Genomic DNA, 15,326 nt, shown 5'->3' on the forward strand with positions numbered 1-15,326 from the left:
GGCGCCCGGCGTCCATTATCATGGCTCCATGAGCCAGCGAAAGAACTCCGCCAAGCCGCGCGCCGACGCCTGCATCCGCGTCCGAGGCGCGCGCGAGCACAATCTGAAGAATGTGGATGTGGACATCCCGCGGGATGCGCTGGTGGTGTTCTCCGGTGTATCGGGGTCGGGAAAGTCGTCGCTGGCCTTCGGCACGCTGTACGCCGAAGCGCAGCGGCGCTACCTGGAATCCCTGTCGCCCTACGCCCGGCGGCTGATCGACCAGGTCGGAGTGCCCGACGTGGACGCGATCGACGGCTTGCCTCCCGCCGTGGCGCTGCAACAGCAGCGCGGCACGCCGAACGTGCGTTCCACGGTAGGCAGCGTCACCACCCTGTCCAGCATGTTGCGCATGCTGTATTCGCGTGCCGGCACGTATCCGGCACGCCAGCCGATGCTGTACGCCGAGGATTTCTCGCCTAACACGCCGCAGGGCGCGTGCCCCAATTGCCATGGGCTGGGCTACGTGTACGACGTGACCGAGCAATCCATGGTGCCCGATCCGTCGCTGAGCATCCGCGAGCGCGCCATCGCGTCGTGGCCCCCGGCCTGGCACGGGCAGAACCTGCGCGACATCCTGGTCACGCTGGGATACGACGTGGACAAGCCGTGGCGTGACCTGCCCAAGAAGGCGCGCGACTGGATCCTGTACACGGATGAGCAGCCCACGGTGCCGGTCTACGCGGGCTTCACGCCGGCCGAAACCCGCGCCGCGTTGCGCCGCAAGCAGGAACCCAGCTATATGGGCACCTATACCGGGGCGCGGCGCTACGTCATGCACACGTTCGCCACCACGCAGAGCGCCATGATGAAAAAGCGCGTGGCGCGCTTCATGACGGGCGCGCCGTGCCCGGTGTGCGATGGCCGGCGTTTGAAGCGCGAGGCGCTGTCGGTCAAGTTCGCGGGGCTGGACATCGGCACGCTGTCGCGGCTGCCGCTCACCCGCATCGCGCAGGTCCTGGCGCCGGCCGCCAACGGCCACGCGGACGGAGCAGCGGCGGACGGTGCGCGCCATATCGCCGCGCAACGCATTGCCCACGATCTCGTCGAGCGCATCGGGACCTTGCAGGCGTTGGGCCTGGGGTATCTGGCGATGGACCGTTCCACCCCCACCCTGTCGCCCGGCGAACTGCAGCGGCTGCGGCTGGCGACCCAGATCCGATCCAACCTGTTTGGCGTGGTGTATGTGTTGGACGAGCCCTCTGCGGGCCTGCATCCGGCGGACGGGCAGGCGCTGCATCGCGCGCTGGACCAGTTGAAGGCGGCCGGCAACACGCTGTTCGTGGTGGAGCACGACCTGGACACCTTGCGCCGTGCCGACTGGCTGGTGGATGTGGGACCCGGCGCGGGGCAGCACGGCGGGCAGGTGCTGTATAGCGGCCCGCCCGAAGGCCTGCGCAAGGTCGGGGCGTCGCTGACTGCCCGGTATCTGTTCGACCGCGCAACCACGCCCCGCCGCCCGCCGCGCGAGCCCGCGGCATGGCTGTCCTTGCGCGGCATCCACCGCAACAACCTGCATGGCCTGGATGCCCGCTTTCCGCTGGGCGCGTTCACGGCCGTCACCGGGGTGTCGGGGTCCGGGAAATCCAGCCTGGTCAGCCAGGCGCTGGTTGAACTGATGGGCGAACATCTGGGGCACGAGCCCGTCGTGGAAGAGCCCGAAGGCGATCTGCCCCAGCCCGACACGCTGCCGCGCACGACGGGCCGCATCCACACGGGCGCCGATGCCATCAAGCGGCTGGTGAACGTGGACCAGAAGCCCATCGGCCGCACGCCACGCTCCAATCTGGCGACCTACACGGGCCTGTTCGACCACGTCCGCAAACTCTTTGCCGGTACCCGCACGGCCAAGTCTCGCCGATACGGCGCGGGCCGTTTCTCGTTCAACGTCGCCCAAGGCCGCTGCGAGACCTGCGAGGGCGAAGGTTTTGTCCATATCGAACTGCTGTTCATGCCCAGCGTCTATGCGCCGTGCCCCACTTGCCATGGCAGCCGCTACAACGCGAAGACGCTTGAAATCGAATGGAACGGCCGCAACATCGCCCAAGTGCTGGCGATGACGGTTGACGAAGCGCAGGTCTTCTTCCAGGATGAACCCGTGGTGCAACGCCCCTTGGCGCTGCTGCACGAGATCGGCCTGGGCTATCTGCGCCTGGGGCAGCCAGCGACCGAGCTGTCCGGCGGCGAAGCGCAGCGCATCAAATTGGCCACCGAACTGCAGCGCAGCCAGCGCGGCAATACGCTTTACGTGCTGGACGAGCCCACTACGGGCCTGCACGCGGCGGATGTGGATAAGCTGATGGCGCAGTTGCACGGGCTCGTGGACGCCGGCAACACCGTCGTGGTCGTCGAGCATGACCTGCGCGTAGTTGCGGGTAGTGATTGGATGATCGACGTCGGCCCGGGCGCGGGCGACGAAGGCGGCCACATCGTCGCCGAAGGCACGCCGCAGGCCGTCAGCGCGGCGGGCGTCGGGGTGACGGCGCCATTCCTTCAAAAACTGTTTCAAGAGTCTGTATGAGCCTGACCTACCGTTCTGCCCTCCCTGAAGACGCCGCCGCCTGCATCGTGTTGCGCGGCTTGACCCGAGAAAACGCCGTGACCGCCGCCGAACTGGCTGACGCCGGGATCACGCAGGAGACCTGGGGCGCGGGCATCGAATCCGGGCTGTATCCGGGCGTGGTCGCGTTGGACGGCGGCAAACTGGCCGGCTACTGCTTCGGCCATCGCGACACCGGCGAAATCGTGGTGCTGGCACTGTTGCCCGAATACGAAGGGCAGGGCGTGGGCAAGACCGTCCTGGGCATGACGACGGCCGGGCTGCGCGAGCGCGGCTTTACCCGCTTGTTCCTGGGCTGCGCGGCCGACCCCGCTGTGCGGTCCTACGGCTTTTATCGCCATCTGGGATGGCGCTCGACGGGCACGTTCGATGCGGCGGGCGACGAGGTGCTGGAGTATCTTTTTTAAACTTCCGCCCTGCGCAGAAATCGTCGGGACGAGTCCCTACTGCTCTTGCTCCAGCGTTTTCTGCATCCGCTCCATGCTTTCTTGGCTGACCTGAATCACACCGGTGCCGGGTTGATCGATGTCGACGATAAACGTCAGCACAAGTGCTATCAGTGCGGAGAACAGGCCCGTCGACGTCAACCGCCTGCGGCCGTACAGGCCGGTGCCGTAGGCGATATAGGCCACGGCGCCTGCGCTGACGATGAACAGCAGATAGAAGACGGGCTCGGGGACGTGGTTCTCCAGCGCCACGCGGCGCTTCTCATTGACCTGCGCCATCTCGTTGATGGCTTGGATGAACATGATCGTCGAGATCGCCGGCGGGTTGTCGGCGGTAGCGGCGGCCAAGCTGCGGATCTGGCGTTCGATGCGGCGCGATGTGGCGCTTGCGGCGTCGAAGCGGGGCATGTCGTTTTCCGCGTCATGCAATTCCAGCGCGGCCTTCGTATATTCCAGCAGCAGATTGGGCACCTGCGCCCGCGCAGACGGAGCGATCAGTTGCGAACGCCAGTAGGCATTGCCGATGGCATTGGCCTCTTCCAGCACCAGGTTCTTACGCGCTTCGAAGCGCGTGACCGACATCAGGAAGGTAAAGCCCAGCAGCAAGGCCAACAGGCCGAGCAAGGCGGTTTGCAGCGCGGTGATGTGCGTCCGGTGCGACTCGTCGGCCGGTTTGCGCTGCCGGCGGCCCAGCCGGAAACAGAGCTCGATGATGCCCAGGAAGGCCAGGACGCCGATGAAGAACAGGTAGGATTCGTCGAAATTCCTGAGCATGGCGCCTCCCCTCGCGGACAGGCCAGCGTATGCGGATTGCGGCAAGGAGGCAAGCTGGCGGATCCCCGGGGTTTGTCAGCGAAACGCCAAGTTCTTGGGGTAAGGTGTCGGTTCCCCACTAAGACCCCGCACGGAGCAGAACTTGAAAACCCGCAAACTCGGCCGTACCGACCTGGATGTCAGCCTGATTGGATTGGGCACCATGACCTGGGGCGAACAGAACACCGAGGCCGAAGCGCATCAACAACTGGACTACGCGCTGTCGCGCGGCGTTAATCTGGTCGACGTGGCCGAGATGTATCCGGTGCCGCCCAAGCCCGAAACCCAAGGCCTGACCGAAACCTATATCGGCACCTGGCTGGCGCGCAGCAAGCGCCGCCAGGACATCGTGCTGGCCAGCAAAGTGGCTGGCCCCGTGCGCGACCCCAAGCGCCCCGGCCACATCCGCGACGGCAAGACCTTTCTTGACCGCAAGAACCTGACGGCCGCCCTGGACGCCAGCCTGAAACGGTTGCAGACGGATTATCTGGACCTGTATCAGCTGCACTGGCCCGACCGCACCACCGCCACGTTCGGCCAACTGAACTATCCATGGGTCGAAGATGACCACACCGTGCCGATCGAAGAGACCCTGTCGGTGTTGCAGGATTTCGTGCGCGCCGGCAAGGTGCGCCACGTGGGCGTGTCCAATGAAACGCCGTGGGGCGTTTCCCAGTTCCTGCGCCATGCCGACACCCAGGACCTGCCGCGTATCGTATCGATCCAGAACGCATACAGCCTCTTGAACCGAGTCTTCGAGATCGGCTTGTCGGAGTTCACGCACCATGAAGGCGTGGGCCTTCTGGCCTACTCGCCGCTGGCGATGGGCATGCTTTGCGGCAAGTACCTGAACGGCGCCCGCCCGGAAGGCGCACGCCTGACGCGCTACACGCGTTTCACGCGCTACAGCAATCCGCAGGCCGAGGCCGCCACCAGCGAATACGTGGCGCTTGCCCGTGAACACGGCGTGTCGCCCACGCACCTGGCGCTGGCCTGGGTAAACCAGCGTCCGTTCGTCACCAGCAACCTGATCGGTGCCACGACGCTTGAGCAACTGAAAGAGAACATCGACAGCGTCGACGTGACGTTGTCGCCCGACGTGCTCAAGGCGATTGACGAGATCCACGTGCGCCACCCGAACCCGGCGCCCTGATCCGGCTGCCGGTGGAATCCGCCTTCATGACGCGTATCCGCGTATCGCGACTGTTGCCGGCGCTTGCCATGGTCCTGGCCATGGCGGGTTGCGCATCGACCAAGCCTTATACGGAAGAGGTCTCGGCCCTGATGGTGTCTTCGGACAGCAAGACCTTTGCGGTGTTGGGGCCGAAGTACCACTACCTGTTCCAGATGCCGCCGTCGATGGCGCAGTCGTTGACGTCGGATTTCCGGACGCGGCTGACGGCCGTGATCCTGCGGGAATTCCACGTGGGCGCAGGCGGATACACCTGGGGTTATGTGCGGCTGCAGCTGGCGGACAACGCGACCGATCGCGACCGCCAGCAGGCTTACGCCATGCATTACAGCACCACGAAAGAAGGGCTGGTCTATTACACCTACCATCTTGAAGGCAAACGCTACGTGGCGCAGCCGGGCACGCCCAGCGCGGCGCAGGCCGGCGAAAGCCGGCAAACCGTGCTGGACAAGCCCTATCGCGTCACCGTGATGGATTCGCAAGGCAGCGCGGAAGCCATGAAACTGCTGTCGCCCGTCACCTTCCTGGCCGGCACGGGGTTCGTCGTGGCCAATCCCGCGGTGGTGCTCTTCGCGCTACCCATGGTCGGTCTAAAACCCTAGGCGTTGATTTCCCACAGGCGATCAGGCGCGAAGTCCGCCTGTTCGCCTTTCTTGGCGTAACCCAAGGGGTTGGCCACGACGCGGCAGCCGTCCTTCAGATAATCGTGCGCGCAGTGCAGATGGCCGTGCATCCAGGTGTGCGCCAACGGCAGCAGGGCGTCCAGCGCGTTGCAAAAGCCCGCCGTGCCCGGCGACACGCCGTAGCGGGGATCGGCGCTGGCCAGCGTGGGCGCGAAGTGCGTGATGGCCAGGGTCGGGCCCTCGAACGGCACGCGCAGCGCCGCGTCCAGCCAGGCTTGACAGGCCAGGCCCTGTTCGCGCATCTGCTCGGCCATGAAAGGCGCGCCGTGGCGGCGCATTTCGGCCTTTTCCAGATAGAAGTCGGCCGCGCGAAAGGCTTTGGCGCGTTTGGTCAGCGCGGTGCCGATACTGTCGCTGTCGGCCGCCAATGCATCGAAGTCCGTCCACAGCGTGGTGCCGATTAACCGCACGCCGTCGATGACGCAGGATTCACGCTCCAGCCATTGGATGTCCAACGCGTGGCACAGCTCGCGCAGCCGATCGTGCGCGTCATCAAAATCCAGGTTGTCGTACTCGTGGTTGCCGGGCACGAACACCACCGGCGTCGGCCAGCCGTTGCGCGGTGCGTAGCTGCCCAGGCCGAAGTCGGTACCCGTCAATTTCGAGCCCCGGCGGTAGGAGCCGATATCGCCGGCCAGCACCAGCAGATCGGCGCCGGGAACCGGCCGGGCCAGAAAGGTCGGGTCGGATTCTAGATGCAGGTCGGAAAGCAATTGGATCTTCATGGCCGATATCTTAGGCGACAGGGCGACATGCGCGGTAACCCTTATCCATGCGACACTTTCCCATCAGCCTTTCCCGCTTACTACCCGGAGGAACGTTTATGCGTATCGTGACGGCCCTGGCGGCCGCGCTTGTCCTCGCGGCCAGCGCGCACGCGCAGCCGCAACCACAAACGCAACCGCAATTGATCAAATGCGGCAATGCCAGTACCCAGACCGATCTGAACCTGTGCGCCGACCAGGACTATCGGAAGTCGGACGCCCAGTTGAACGCGGCCTATAAGTCTGTGACCGAACGCCTGAAAGGCGATCAGACGACGTTGGCCAAGCTGCAGTCGGCACAGAAAGCGTGGTTGTTTTTCCGTGATGCGGAATGCGCCTTTTCTTCGGGTGGCACGACCGGCGGCAGCGCCTATCCGATGGTCTTGAGCCAGTGCCTGGACAAGCTGACGCAAACGCGCACGAAGGAATTGCGCGCCTACCTCAAATGCGAGGAAGGCGATATGAGTTGTCCCGTGCCGGGCAAGCAATGACCATGCCGGATGCCGCGGATGCCACCAACAGGGGCGGCCTGATCCTGGATGCGCAGGGCGCGTCGCGCTGCTTTTGGCAGCCGTCCATGCCTGACTATCACGACCATGAATGGGGGCGGCCGGTAGCGGATGACCGCCGCCTGTACGAAAAGATCTGCCTGGAAGGGTTTCAGGCGGGCATGGCCTGGATCACCATCCTGCGCAAGCGCGAGTCCTTTCGCGAGGCCTTCGACGATTTCGACTTCGAACACGTGGCGCGCTACACCGAACAGGACGTCGAACGCTTGATGGGCAATCCGGGCATCGTGCGTAACCGCGCCAAGATCGTGTCCACCATCAACAACGCGCGCCGCGCGGTGGCGCTTGCTGAGGAAACGGGTTCCCTGTCCGGCTGGCTGTGGCGACACGAGCCGCCCGCCGTCGAGCGGCCAGCCACGATTGACCTGGACTACTGGAACCAGAACCCGACTTCTACCGCATCGGCAGCGTTGTCGCGCGCCTTGAAAAAGCGCGGCTGGACGTTCGTTGGCCCCACCACCATGTATGCCTTCATGCAGGCGGTCGGCATGGTCAATGACCATATGAGCGGCTGCGTTTGCCGGCCGGCCATCGAGGCCGCCCGAGCCAATTTCGCGCGGCCGGCATAGCCTCGGCACGCCAGGCGTGATGCTGCTCTGCAGCATTGATCCGACACGATTTTGTACATTTAATCAATTGCGGCAGCGTGGTGTATCCGCCAGTATTCAACCGAAATAATCCAGTTGAACCCTTGCAGCGGCACTCGGGAGCAGAGATTGATCGTCTCATCACGCCAGTTCCACCCGCAATGTTCCTCCTGTTTTCCCAGACTGGCGCAGCCCGCGTTATGGGCGCTGGTCCTAAGCCCAGCCTTGCTGCCGGCCCTGGCCGCCGCCGCTTGCGCGCCCACGACGTCGCCGGGCTCCGGCCAAAGCGTGACCTGTACCGGGGCCACCACCAACGGGTTCGTTGCTGCCGCCGCCGGCAGCCAGAACGTGACGATCACGGTGGCGCCCGGCGCCACCTTCGTCACCAATGCGCTACGTGCATTCACGGTGGAAGACGCCAGCACCATCATCAACAACGGCACGATGAGTGTCCAGGGCGGGCCCTCGGGCGCCTCGCGCGGGGTCATGGTGGGCTTCGGCAACAACAACACGCTGATCAACAACGGTTCCATTGTGGCCTCGGGCGTGTCGGTGCGTGGCATCTCGGTGCCTAACCTGGGCAGCACGGGCACCAACGTGACCAACGCGGGCAGCATCGTCACATCGGGTTCCAGCGGGCACGGCATCGCCGTCAACGGGCCGGGCAATCGGGTGACCAATACCGGGTCCGTCGATGTCAGCGGCACGGATGCCAAGGGCGTCTACCTGCAAGGCGGCAGCGGGGCCGAGAACGTGCTGATCAACAGCGGTTCGATCCGCGCGCGGGGAGCCAGTTCCAACGGCATCGCCGGGGCCGACGGCGTGCACGTCAACACGACCAACGCCAACGGCTTTTTCTCGCGGGTGGAAAACCTGCCCGGCGGATCGATCATCGCCGACCATTCCTATGCCTATCGCGGCCAGAACGGCAACGATACGTTCGTCAACGCGGGGTATGTCGAAGGATACGGGGGCGCGGCGGGCAACACGGCCATCTTCATGGGTCCGCAGGGTACGGGCACGCTGATCCTGCGCACCGGTTCCGTGATCCGCGGGGTGGCGGACGCGGGCGGCGCCGCCAGCAACGCCTACCTGGAAGGCCAGGGCGTGGCCGACAACGTGTTCACCAATTTCCGCACGCTGACGATGCGCGGCGAGCAGTGGCGCTGGACATCCGACTCCACTTTCACCAACAGCATTTCGCTGCAGAGCGGCACGTTCTTTTTGACGGGAACCCTGGGCAGTCCGGCCAATTCGCTCGCCTCGGGCGCGGTCCTGGCAGGCACCGGCACGTTGGTGGGGGCCTTGAACAACGCAGGCGAAATCCGGCCAGGTCCCAATGATGGCGTGGGTTTCGGCGCGTTGACCGTACGCGGCAATTACGTGGGCGCAGGCGGTTCGCTGACCGTGAATACGCAGCTGGGCGACGATAATTCCCCTTCAGACCGTCTGGTCATCGACGGCGGGCAAGCCAGCGGCGCCACGCCCATCTCGGTCATCAACCGCGGTGGCGCAGGCGCGCTGACGACGGGCGACGGCATCGCCGTGGTGCAGGCGGTGAACGGCGCCACCACGACGGCAGGAGCCTTCTCGCTGGCCACGCCCTTGACGGCGGGCGCATACGACTATCACCTGTATCGCGGCGGCGCAGAAGGCGGCAACACCGACAGCTGGTTCCTGCGGTCGCGCGGGTATGTGGTGGACGGGCAAGTGGCCGGCAGCCTGCCGGAAGCCCAGGCCATCGCGGCTGAAATCGCCGCGCAAACAGGCGAGGCGCCGCCTTCCATCGCGGCCGTCAACCTGTACCGGCCTGAGGCGGCGCTCTACAGCGCCATACCCATGGTGGCGCGCCGGGTCAGCTTGACGCAGTTGTCCACCTTTCACGACCGCCAGGGCGATCAGGACCTGTTGCGCCGCGACGGTGCCAGGCTCTCAAGCTGGGCGCGAGGTTTTGGCGGCAGCTTCAAGCAGACGCTGGATGGCGATGCGCAGCCGGCGTTCGACGGGGACCTGACGGGGCTGCAGGTGGGCCAGGATCTCTACACGCACACGAATGCGTCCAACACGCAGGATCGGCTTGGGCTGTTCGCCGGCTACACCCATGCGCGTGGCGACGTGGCGGGATCGGTGTCGGGCGTAAGCGGCGCTGGCGCCGGCCGGCTGACGGTAGACGGCTACAGCCTGGGCGGATACTGGACCCGCGTGGGTGCCGCAGGCTGGTATGTAGACACGGTGCTGATGAACACGTGGCTCGATATCGATACCGACTCCAAAGCGCAACGCAGCGCCAGCACCAACGGCTCGACGTTCACGGCCTCTGTCGAGACCGGCATGCCGTTCCCCGTGTCGCAGAACTGGAGCCTGGAACCGCAGGCACAGCTCCTGTACCAACGCACGCGGGTGGATGACTTCAACGACGATATCTCGCGCATCAGCCTCAGCAACGACAACGCGCTGACCGGCCGCATCGGCGTGCGCTTGCAGGGGGCGTACGAATCGGGGGGCACGCAATGGCGGCCGTACGCCCGGGCGAACCTCTGGCGTACCTTCAGCGGCACCGATCGCGTCGTGCTGGGCGACGACGGCGTGGATACCCCGCGCGGCAGCACGGCGGTCGAGCTGGCGTTGGGCGTCACGGCCCAGATGACGGACCGGCTGGGTTTCTACGGCAAGGTGGCTTATACGACGAGCGTCGACAGCGGCTACGTGCGCAGCACGACGGGGCAAGTGGGCGTGCGCTACGCCTGGTAGCGGGGGAACGGGAAAAGCTTGAGTTGGTTGCGGTTCGCAAGTATATTGGTTGCGAACCGCAACTTATTGGGGCCGCCATGGATCTCATCGATTTTCCCTCCCAGTCCCGCGAACAGACCATTCGCGACCTCCGCGACTTTTCCCGCAAGCTGGTTCGCGAACTGGGCTTCATGCGCACCTCGCTGGCTGGCAGCGACCTGGCTCCCTCTGCGGTGCACGCCATCATCGAAATCGGCTTGCAGCCGGGCATCCAGGCGCGAGACCTGGCGGGCATACTCCGGCTGGACAAGTCCAACACCAGTCGCCAACTGGCCAAACTGGAATCCGCCGGATTGGTCACGCGAGAAACCGACACCGATGACGCGCGGTCTTCCCGCCTGGCCCTGACCGACGCGGGCCTGGCCCTGCGCGCTCGGATCGACCAGTTCGCCACCGACCAGGTGTCGCGCGCGCTGCGCCAGTTGGCGCCTGACGACCAGCAATCCCTGATCCGCTTCATGTCCTTGTACGCCGACGCCCTGTCTCGCGAGAATCCCAACGTGACGCCCGGGGCGACCCCCGCCATCGGCGACCAGATCCACGAAGGCTATGTGCCGGGATGCATCGGCGACGTGGCCAGCCTGCACGCGCGCTATTACGCGCAGGCCTCGGGCTTCGGCGTGTACTTCGAACGCAAGGTTGCCACCGAACTGGGCGCGTTCACCGAAGGCTTGCCCGCGCAGGGCAAAGGCATGTGGCTATATGTGGACGGGGGCAGGGTGCTGGCCTCCATCGTGATCGACGGCGACTTGCCCAGCCGCCAGGCGCATCTGCGCTGGTTCATCGTGGACGAGTCGCTGCGCGGCATGGGCGTGGGCCGTGCGCTGCTTGAACGGGCGCTGGCATACGCCGACGCCCATTACGACGAGACCTACCTGTGGACCTTCAAGGGGCTGGACGCGGCCCGTCACCTGTACGAGGCGGCCGGCTTTGTGCTGACCGACGAATCGGAAGGCCGGCAATGGGGCAGTGTGGTGGTCGAGCAGCGGTTCCTGCGCCGCGGTAGCGCACCCAACCGGCGGGCGTGATAAAGGAGCGGTCGTCCTTTTCATTCGGGCGGCCGTATCTGCGCGCAGCAGAAATACACCGATACATCACCGTCGCCGGGCGGGTCGTCCATTCACGGGGCTGTCACGTCGCGTTCCTAGACTCGCGGGGGTCATGCCGGCTGACAGCGGCATGAATGCCTGCCCCCCACCCTGGACCGATCTTCCCATGCCCCCCAAACGCCTAGCAAAGATGCTTGCGGCCACGTTGTTCGTGGCCGTTTCCCTGTCCGCCTGTGGCGGAGACGATAGCGACGACCCGCCCACGACCAATCCTGAGCCTCCCGTTACGGAGCAGCCCACGCCGCCCGCGCCGTTGCTGCGCTGCGCGCCGTGAGCCGCCGCGCGCCAACCCGCGTGGCCGTGTTTGTTCCTCTCCTCAACGACTCCGGATTCCGCCTATGACTTCCCGCCGTAATTTCCTGCAGACCACCACGGGCGCAGGCTTTGCCGCCGCCGCGCTGGCCGCGTTCCCGCCCAGCATCCGCCGCGCGCTGGCCATTCCCGCCAACAACGCCACCGGCACCATCAAGGATGTTGAACACGTCATCATCCTGATGCAGGAGAACCGCTCCTTCGACCATTACTTCGGCACGCTCAAGGGCGTGCGCGGGTTCGGAGACCGCTTCACGATCCCGCTCGCCAACGGTCGCAAGGTCTGGCAGCAGGAGCGCGCCAACGGCGCCGTGCTTACGCCCTACCATCTGGACGGCAGCGCCAACAACGCGCAGCGCGCCGATGGCGCCCATCACACATGGGTCGACAGCCAGGCCGCCTGGGACCATGGACGCATGACGCGATGGCCTGCCGAAAAAACCGATATCTCGATGGGTTACTTCAAAGAGCGCGAAATCCCATTCCAGTTCGCGCTCGCCAACGCCTTCACCTTGTGCGATGCCTATCACTGTTCGATGCACACCGGCACCGACGCCAACCGCTCTTTCCATCTGACGGGCACCAACGGCGCCACGGCCGGTGGCGCATCGTTCGTCAACAATGAATGGGACTGGATCGACGGGCAGGCCTCGACACAGAACCGCGGCTACACCTGGAAGACGTACGCCGAACGCCTGGAAGAGGCAGGCATCAGCTGGATTTCGTACCAGAACATGCCGGACGAATGGGGCGACAACATGCTGGGCGCGTTCCAGCAGTTCCGCCGCGCGAACGTGGCCTCGGGCTTTCCGGTATCCAGCGGCGGCGAGCCGGGCGTGCCGTATGCCAACACCGGGCAGGCGCTGCCCTACCACGCCTACGACGCGGCAAGCGACAACGCGCGTAATCCGCTCTACAAGGGCATCGCCAACACCTTGCCCGGCACTGCGCCCGAAAACTATCTGGACGCGTTCAAGCGCGACATCCGGGAAGGCAAGCTGCCGCAGGTCAGCTGGATGAATGCGCCTTCGATCTATTGTGAACACCCCGGCCCGTCCAGCCCCGTGCAAGGCGCGTGGTTCCTGCAGGAAGTGCTGGATGCGTTGACCGCCGTGCCGGAAGTCTGGAGCAAGACGGTGGTGCTGGTGAACTTCGACGAGAACGACGGCTACTTTGACCACGTGCCGTCGCCGTCGGCGCCGTCGCCTGACTCCGGCCTGGGCAAGGCGGGCAAATCCACCCTGAGCGATGCCGACATGGGGTTCGAGTATTTCTCGCATCCGGCGCCGGCAGGCAGCCGCACCCAGCCCGCCCCGGATGGCCGCGTTTACGGCCCCGGCCCGCGCGTGCCCTTGTTCGTGATTTCGCCGTGGAGCCGCGGAGGCTGGGTCAATTCGCAGGTCTTCGACCACACCTCGGTGCTGCGCTTCCTGGAGGCCCGATTCGGGGTGAACGAGCCCAACATCAGCCCGTTCCGCCGCGCGGTCTGTGGCGACCTCACCACCGCCTTCAACTTCCAGACGCCCAACACCGAAGCGTTGCCGACCCTGGCCGGCCGCAGCACGCGTAGCGCCGCCGACCAGTTGCGCACGGCGCAGGAAGCCTTGCCCGCGATGCCGTTGCCGACCGACATGCAACTGCCCATCCAGGCCAGCGGTACGCGCCCGTCGCGCGCGCTGCCCTACGAGCTGCATGTCAGCGCGCGCTGCAGCGCCGAGGGCATGGTGGAACTGCTGTTCTCCAACACGGGCAAGCAGGCGGCCGTCTTCCACGTGTATGACCAGCTGAACCTGGCCCGCGTCCCGCGCCGCTATGTCGTGGAAGCGGAGAAGTCTCTCTCGGATACCTGGAACGCGTTCCAGGACAATCTTGGCCGTTACGACCTGTGGGTGCTGGGTCCCAACGGCCTGCATCGGCACTTCAAGGGCGACACCAACCGCATCGCCGACACCGACGTCGCGCCCGAGATCCGCGTCTGCTACGACATCGCCAATGGCGACGTCTATGCCGAGCTCATGAACACCGGCGCCAAGAGCGCCGACTTCACGGTGACCGCCATGGCCTACCGTCAGGACGGCCCGTGGCGCGAGGCGGTGGCGGGCAAGGCGAAGGCGTCGTTGCACTGGTCGCTGGAAGGCAGCGCGCAGTGGTACGACTTCGCCGTTACCTGCGCAAGCGACCCCACGTACTACCGTCGCTTTGCGGGGCGGGTAGAGACCGGCAAGCACACGGTGAGTGATCCGGCCATGGGGGCATAGGTCGGATTCGCACTGGAGACCAAACCCGGGATCACTCCCGGGCTTGCAACGCGAACGTGCAGGCGGCGGCCTACGGCCGGCCGCCTGCCGCCGGGCGGTTCAGATCACGCTGATGCGCAGCTCCGCCAACAGCACGGCGGCCTGCGCTTTGGAGATGGTGGCGCCGGCCAGGCGCGCGGCAACCGTCAGGTCGATGCCGCTCAAATCCACTTCCCGCAGGTCAGCGCCTTCAAAGCGGACGTTCTTCAAGTTGGCGTTGCGCAGGCTGCCGCCATGGAACACAGAATCGCGGAAATCACTGCCGGCCAGGTCGGCATCCGAGAAGTCCAGTTGCATGATGTTGGACTTGCGGAACGAAACGCCGCGCAGCAGCGCGCCCACCAGCAGGCATTCCTCCACGGTCCAGCCCAGGCAGGCGATGCCGTCGAAATCGGAACCGGTCAGTTTGCAGCCCTGGAACCGGGCCGCCGCCAAGCGGGCCCGACGCCAGTTGGCGTTGTTCAGGTCGCAGTTCTGGAACACGGCGTCGCTGGCGTCGGCCGAGGCGAAGTTGGCTTGGCCGCCGCGGCAACGCACCCATGACGTATCGGCAAGCGTGGCGCCCTGGAACGAGGCATTCGCAATGGCGCAGGCCGTGAACCGCGCGCCGCGTAAATCCAGCCGGGAAAAGTCGGCATCCTGAAAATCGCAGTCCTGGAACGACAGCGGGTTGCCCGCCGCACGTTCAATCAAGGCCTCCATCGCCTTGCGGTCCACGTGAGCGTCGGTCACGGTTTCAATCTGGTCTTGCGTCATGCTTGTCGTCTCGGTTCGATGCCTCGCGTGCGGAGCAGGAATGCGCCACGCCCGGCGGGGCAAGCGCTAGGATACCAAGCTAGTAAGGTCGTCTCGCACGTCGAAGCTGCCTGTCACCAGCGCAACGATCGGGCCATCGTCGATGGCGCCCAGCGTGCTGCCGCAGCGCGGACAGAACAACCGCGAGGAATAGTCGGACGATCGGTAGCGCGATGGCGCGCCGCCCGGGCCGGGCCACGCAACGTCGTCCTTCGCAAATTCCACCCAGCAAAGGCTGGGTGCGCCAGAATGCCGCTGGCAGAATTCGCAGGAGCAGGTGTGAGGATTTTGCGGCGTTCCGGTGGCGGCGAAGCGGATGTGGCCGCACAAGCAACCGCCCGTGTAGGACGTTGAGGTCATAGGCTTTCGT

General features: G+C 65.5%; 14 protein-coding genes. 10 read left to right on the plus strand and 4 right to left on the minus strand.

Annotated features, from left to right (window positions below):
• The first annotated feature begins 28 nt into the window (after positions 1-28).
• Entirely contained in the window at positions 29-2,560 is a 2,532-nt protein-coding gene (gene uvrA, locus AC27VE_RS13305; RefSeq protein WP_488704102.1) for an excinuclease ABC subunit UvrA, read from the plus strand.
• A complete protein-coding gene (locus tag AC27VE_RS13310) occupies positions 2,557-3,006 on the plus strand; it encodes a GNAT family N-acetyltransferase (RefSeq protein WP_488704103.1) in 450 nt (149 codons plus the stop codon). Before uvrA ends, AC27VE_RS13310 begins: the two co-directional genes overlap by 4 nt.
• Before the next feature lie 36 nt (positions 3,007-3,042).
• Here AC27VE_RS13310 and AC27VE_RS13315 read toward each other — a convergent pair whose 3' ends face one another.
• Positions 3,043-3,819 carry a bestrophin-like domain gene (locus AC27VE_RS13315; RefSeq protein WP_488704104.1) on the minus strand — a complete coding sequence of 259 codons (777 nt, stop codon included), beginning with the start codon at positions 3,817-3,819 and terminating at the stop codon, positions 3,043-3,045.
• Between the two features lie 142 nt (positions 3,820-3,961).
• Here AC27VE_RS13315 and AC27VE_RS13320 point away from each other — a divergent pair, with 142 nt between their 5' ends.
• A complete protein-coding gene (locus AC27VE_RS13320; RefSeq protein ID WP_006226526.1) occupies positions 3,962-5,011 on the plus strand; it encodes an NADP(H)-dependent aldo-keto reductase in 1,050 nt (349 codons plus the stop codon).
• 26 nt (positions 5,012-5,037) lie between these two features.
• Positions 5,038-5,652: a hypothetical protein gene (locus tag AC27VE_RS13325; RefSeq protein WP_427955892.1), complete on the plus strand. Its 615-nt coding sequence runs from the start codon at positions 5,038-5,040 to the stop codon at positions 5,650-5,652.
• Here the strand turns inward: AC27VE_RS13325 and AC27VE_RS13330 are convergent.
• Complete coding sequence (locus AC27VE_RS13330; RefSeq protein WP_488704105.1) at positions 5,649-6,458, minus strand: metallophosphoesterase; 810 nt, start codon at positions 6,456-6,458, stop codon at positions 5,649-5,651. The two genes, AC27VE_RS13325 and AC27VE_RS13330, sit on opposite strands and share 4 nt — an antisense overlap.
• A 98-nt stretch (positions 6,459-6,556) precedes the next feature.
• Here AC27VE_RS13330 and AC27VE_RS13335 point away from each other — a divergent pair, with 98 nt between their 5' ends.
• From AC27VE_RS13335 to AC27VE_RS13360, 6 genes are all read left to right on the plus strand, one after another.
• Positions 6,557-6,988 carry a lysozyme inhibitor LprI family protein gene (locus AC27VE_RS13335; RefSeq protein ID WP_488704125.1) on the plus strand — a complete coding sequence of 144 codons (432 nt, stop codon included), beginning with the start codon at positions 6,557-6,559 and terminating at the stop codon, positions 6,986-6,988.
• The gene (locus AC27VE_RS13340; RefSeq protein ID WP_488704106.1) at positions 6,985-7,635 is read left to right on the plus strand and encodes a DNA-3-methyladenine glycosylase I; all 651 of its coding nucleotides are present in this window, start codon (positions 6,985-6,987) and stop codon (positions 7,633-7,635) included. Before AC27VE_RS13335 ends, AC27VE_RS13340 begins: the two co-directional genes overlap by 4 nt.
• Before the next feature lie 243 nt (positions 7,636-7,878).
• Positions 7,879-10,404 carry an autotransporter family protein gene (locus AC27VE_RS13345; RefSeq protein WP_488704107.1) on the plus strand — a complete coding sequence of 842 codons (2,526 nt, stop codon included), beginning with the start codon at positions 7,879-7,881 and terminating at the stop codon, positions 10,402-10,404.
• Between the two features lie 77 nt (positions 10,405-10,481).
• Positions 10,482-11,471: a bifunctional helix-turn-helix transcriptional regulator/GNAT family N-acetyltransferase gene (locus AC27VE_RS13350; protein WP_488704108.1), complete on the plus strand. Its 990-nt coding sequence runs from the start codon at positions 10,482-10,484 to the stop codon at positions 11,469-11,471.
• Positions 11,472-11,658: 187 nt separating this feature from the next.
• Positions 11,659-11,826 carry a hypothetical protein gene (locus AC27VE_RS13355; protein ID WP_167390088.1) on the plus strand — a complete coding sequence of 56 codons (168 nt, stop codon included), beginning with the start codon at positions 11,659-11,661 and terminating at the stop codon, positions 11,824-11,826.
• 64 nt (positions 11,827-11,890) lie between these two features.
• Entirely contained in the window at positions 11,891-14,122 is a 2,232-nt protein-coding gene (locus tag AC27VE_RS13360) for a phosphocholine-specific phospholipase C (protein ID WP_488704109.1), read from the plus strand.
• A gap of 99 nt (positions 14,123-14,221) precedes the next feature.
• Here AC27VE_RS13360 and AC27VE_RS13365 read toward each other — a convergent pair whose 3' ends face one another.
• Positions 14,222-14,917, minus strand: coding sequence for a pentapeptide repeat-containing protein (locus tag AC27VE_RS13365; RefSeq protein WP_427955905.1), 696 nt, complete (start codon positions 14,915-14,917; stop codon positions 14,222-14,224).
• Between the two features lie 66 nt (positions 14,918-14,983).
• Positions 14,984-15,316, minus strand: coding sequence for a GFA family protein (locus tag AC27VE_RS13370; protein ID WP_488704110.1), 333 nt, complete (start codon positions 15,314-15,316; stop codon positions 14,984-14,986).
• Positions 15,317-15,326: the final 10 nt, after the last annotated feature.

The sequence above is a fragment of the Achromobacter sp. 18P8.1.1 genome (genome assembly GCF_057799415.1).

Excerpts from the sequence above, each read along its gene's own strand:
- uvrA (WP_488704102.1), top strand. The coding sequence starts at position 29 with ATGAGCCAGCGAAAGAACTCCGCCAAGCCGCGCGCCGACGCCTGCATC.
- AC27VE_RS13310 (WP_488704103.1), top strand. The coding sequence starts at position 2,557 with ATGAGCCTGACCTACCGTTCTGCCCTCCCTGAAGACGCCGCCGCCTGC.
- AC27VE_RS13315 (WP_488704104.1), bottom strand. The coding sequence starts at position 3,819 with ATGCTCAGGAATTTCGACGAATCCTACCTGTTCTTCATCGGCGTCCTG.
- AC27VE_RS13325 (WP_427955892.1), top strand. The coding sequence starts at position 5,038 with ATGACGCGTATCCGCGTATCGCGACTGTTGCCGGCGCTTGCCATGGTC.
- AC27VE_RS13330 (WP_488704105.1), bottom strand. The coding sequence starts at position 6,458 with ATGAAGATCCAATTGCTTTCCGACCTGCATCTAGAATCCGACCCGACC.
- AC27VE_RS13335 (WP_488704125.1), top strand. The coding sequence starts at position 6,557 with ATGCGTATCGTGACGGCCCTGGCGGCCGCGCTTGTCCTCGCGGCCAGC.
- AC27VE_RS13340 (WP_488704106.1), top strand. The coding sequence starts at position 6,985 with ATGACCATGCCGGATGCCGCGGATGCCACCAACAGGGGCGGCCTGATC.
- AC27VE_RS13350 (WP_488704108.1), top strand. The coding sequence starts at position 10,482 with ATGGATCTCATCGATTTTCCCTCCCAGTCCCGCGAACAGACCATTCGC.
- AC27VE_RS13355 (WP_167390088.1), top strand. The coding sequence starts at position 11,659 with ATGCCCCCCAAACGCCTAGCAAAGATGCTTGCGGCCACGTTGTTCGTG.
- AC27VE_RS13360 (WP_488704109.1), top strand. The coding sequence starts at position 11,891 with ATGACTTCCCGCCGTAATTTCCTGCAGACCACCACGGGCGCAGGCTTT.
- AC27VE_RS13365 (WP_427955905.1), bottom strand. The coding sequence starts at position 14,917 with ATGACGCAAGACCAGATTGAAACCGTGACCGACGCTCACGTGGACCGC.
- AC27VE_RS13370 (WP_488704110.1), bottom strand. The coding sequence starts at position 15,316 with ATGACCTCAACGTCCTACACGGGCGGTTGCTTGTGCGGCCACATCCGC.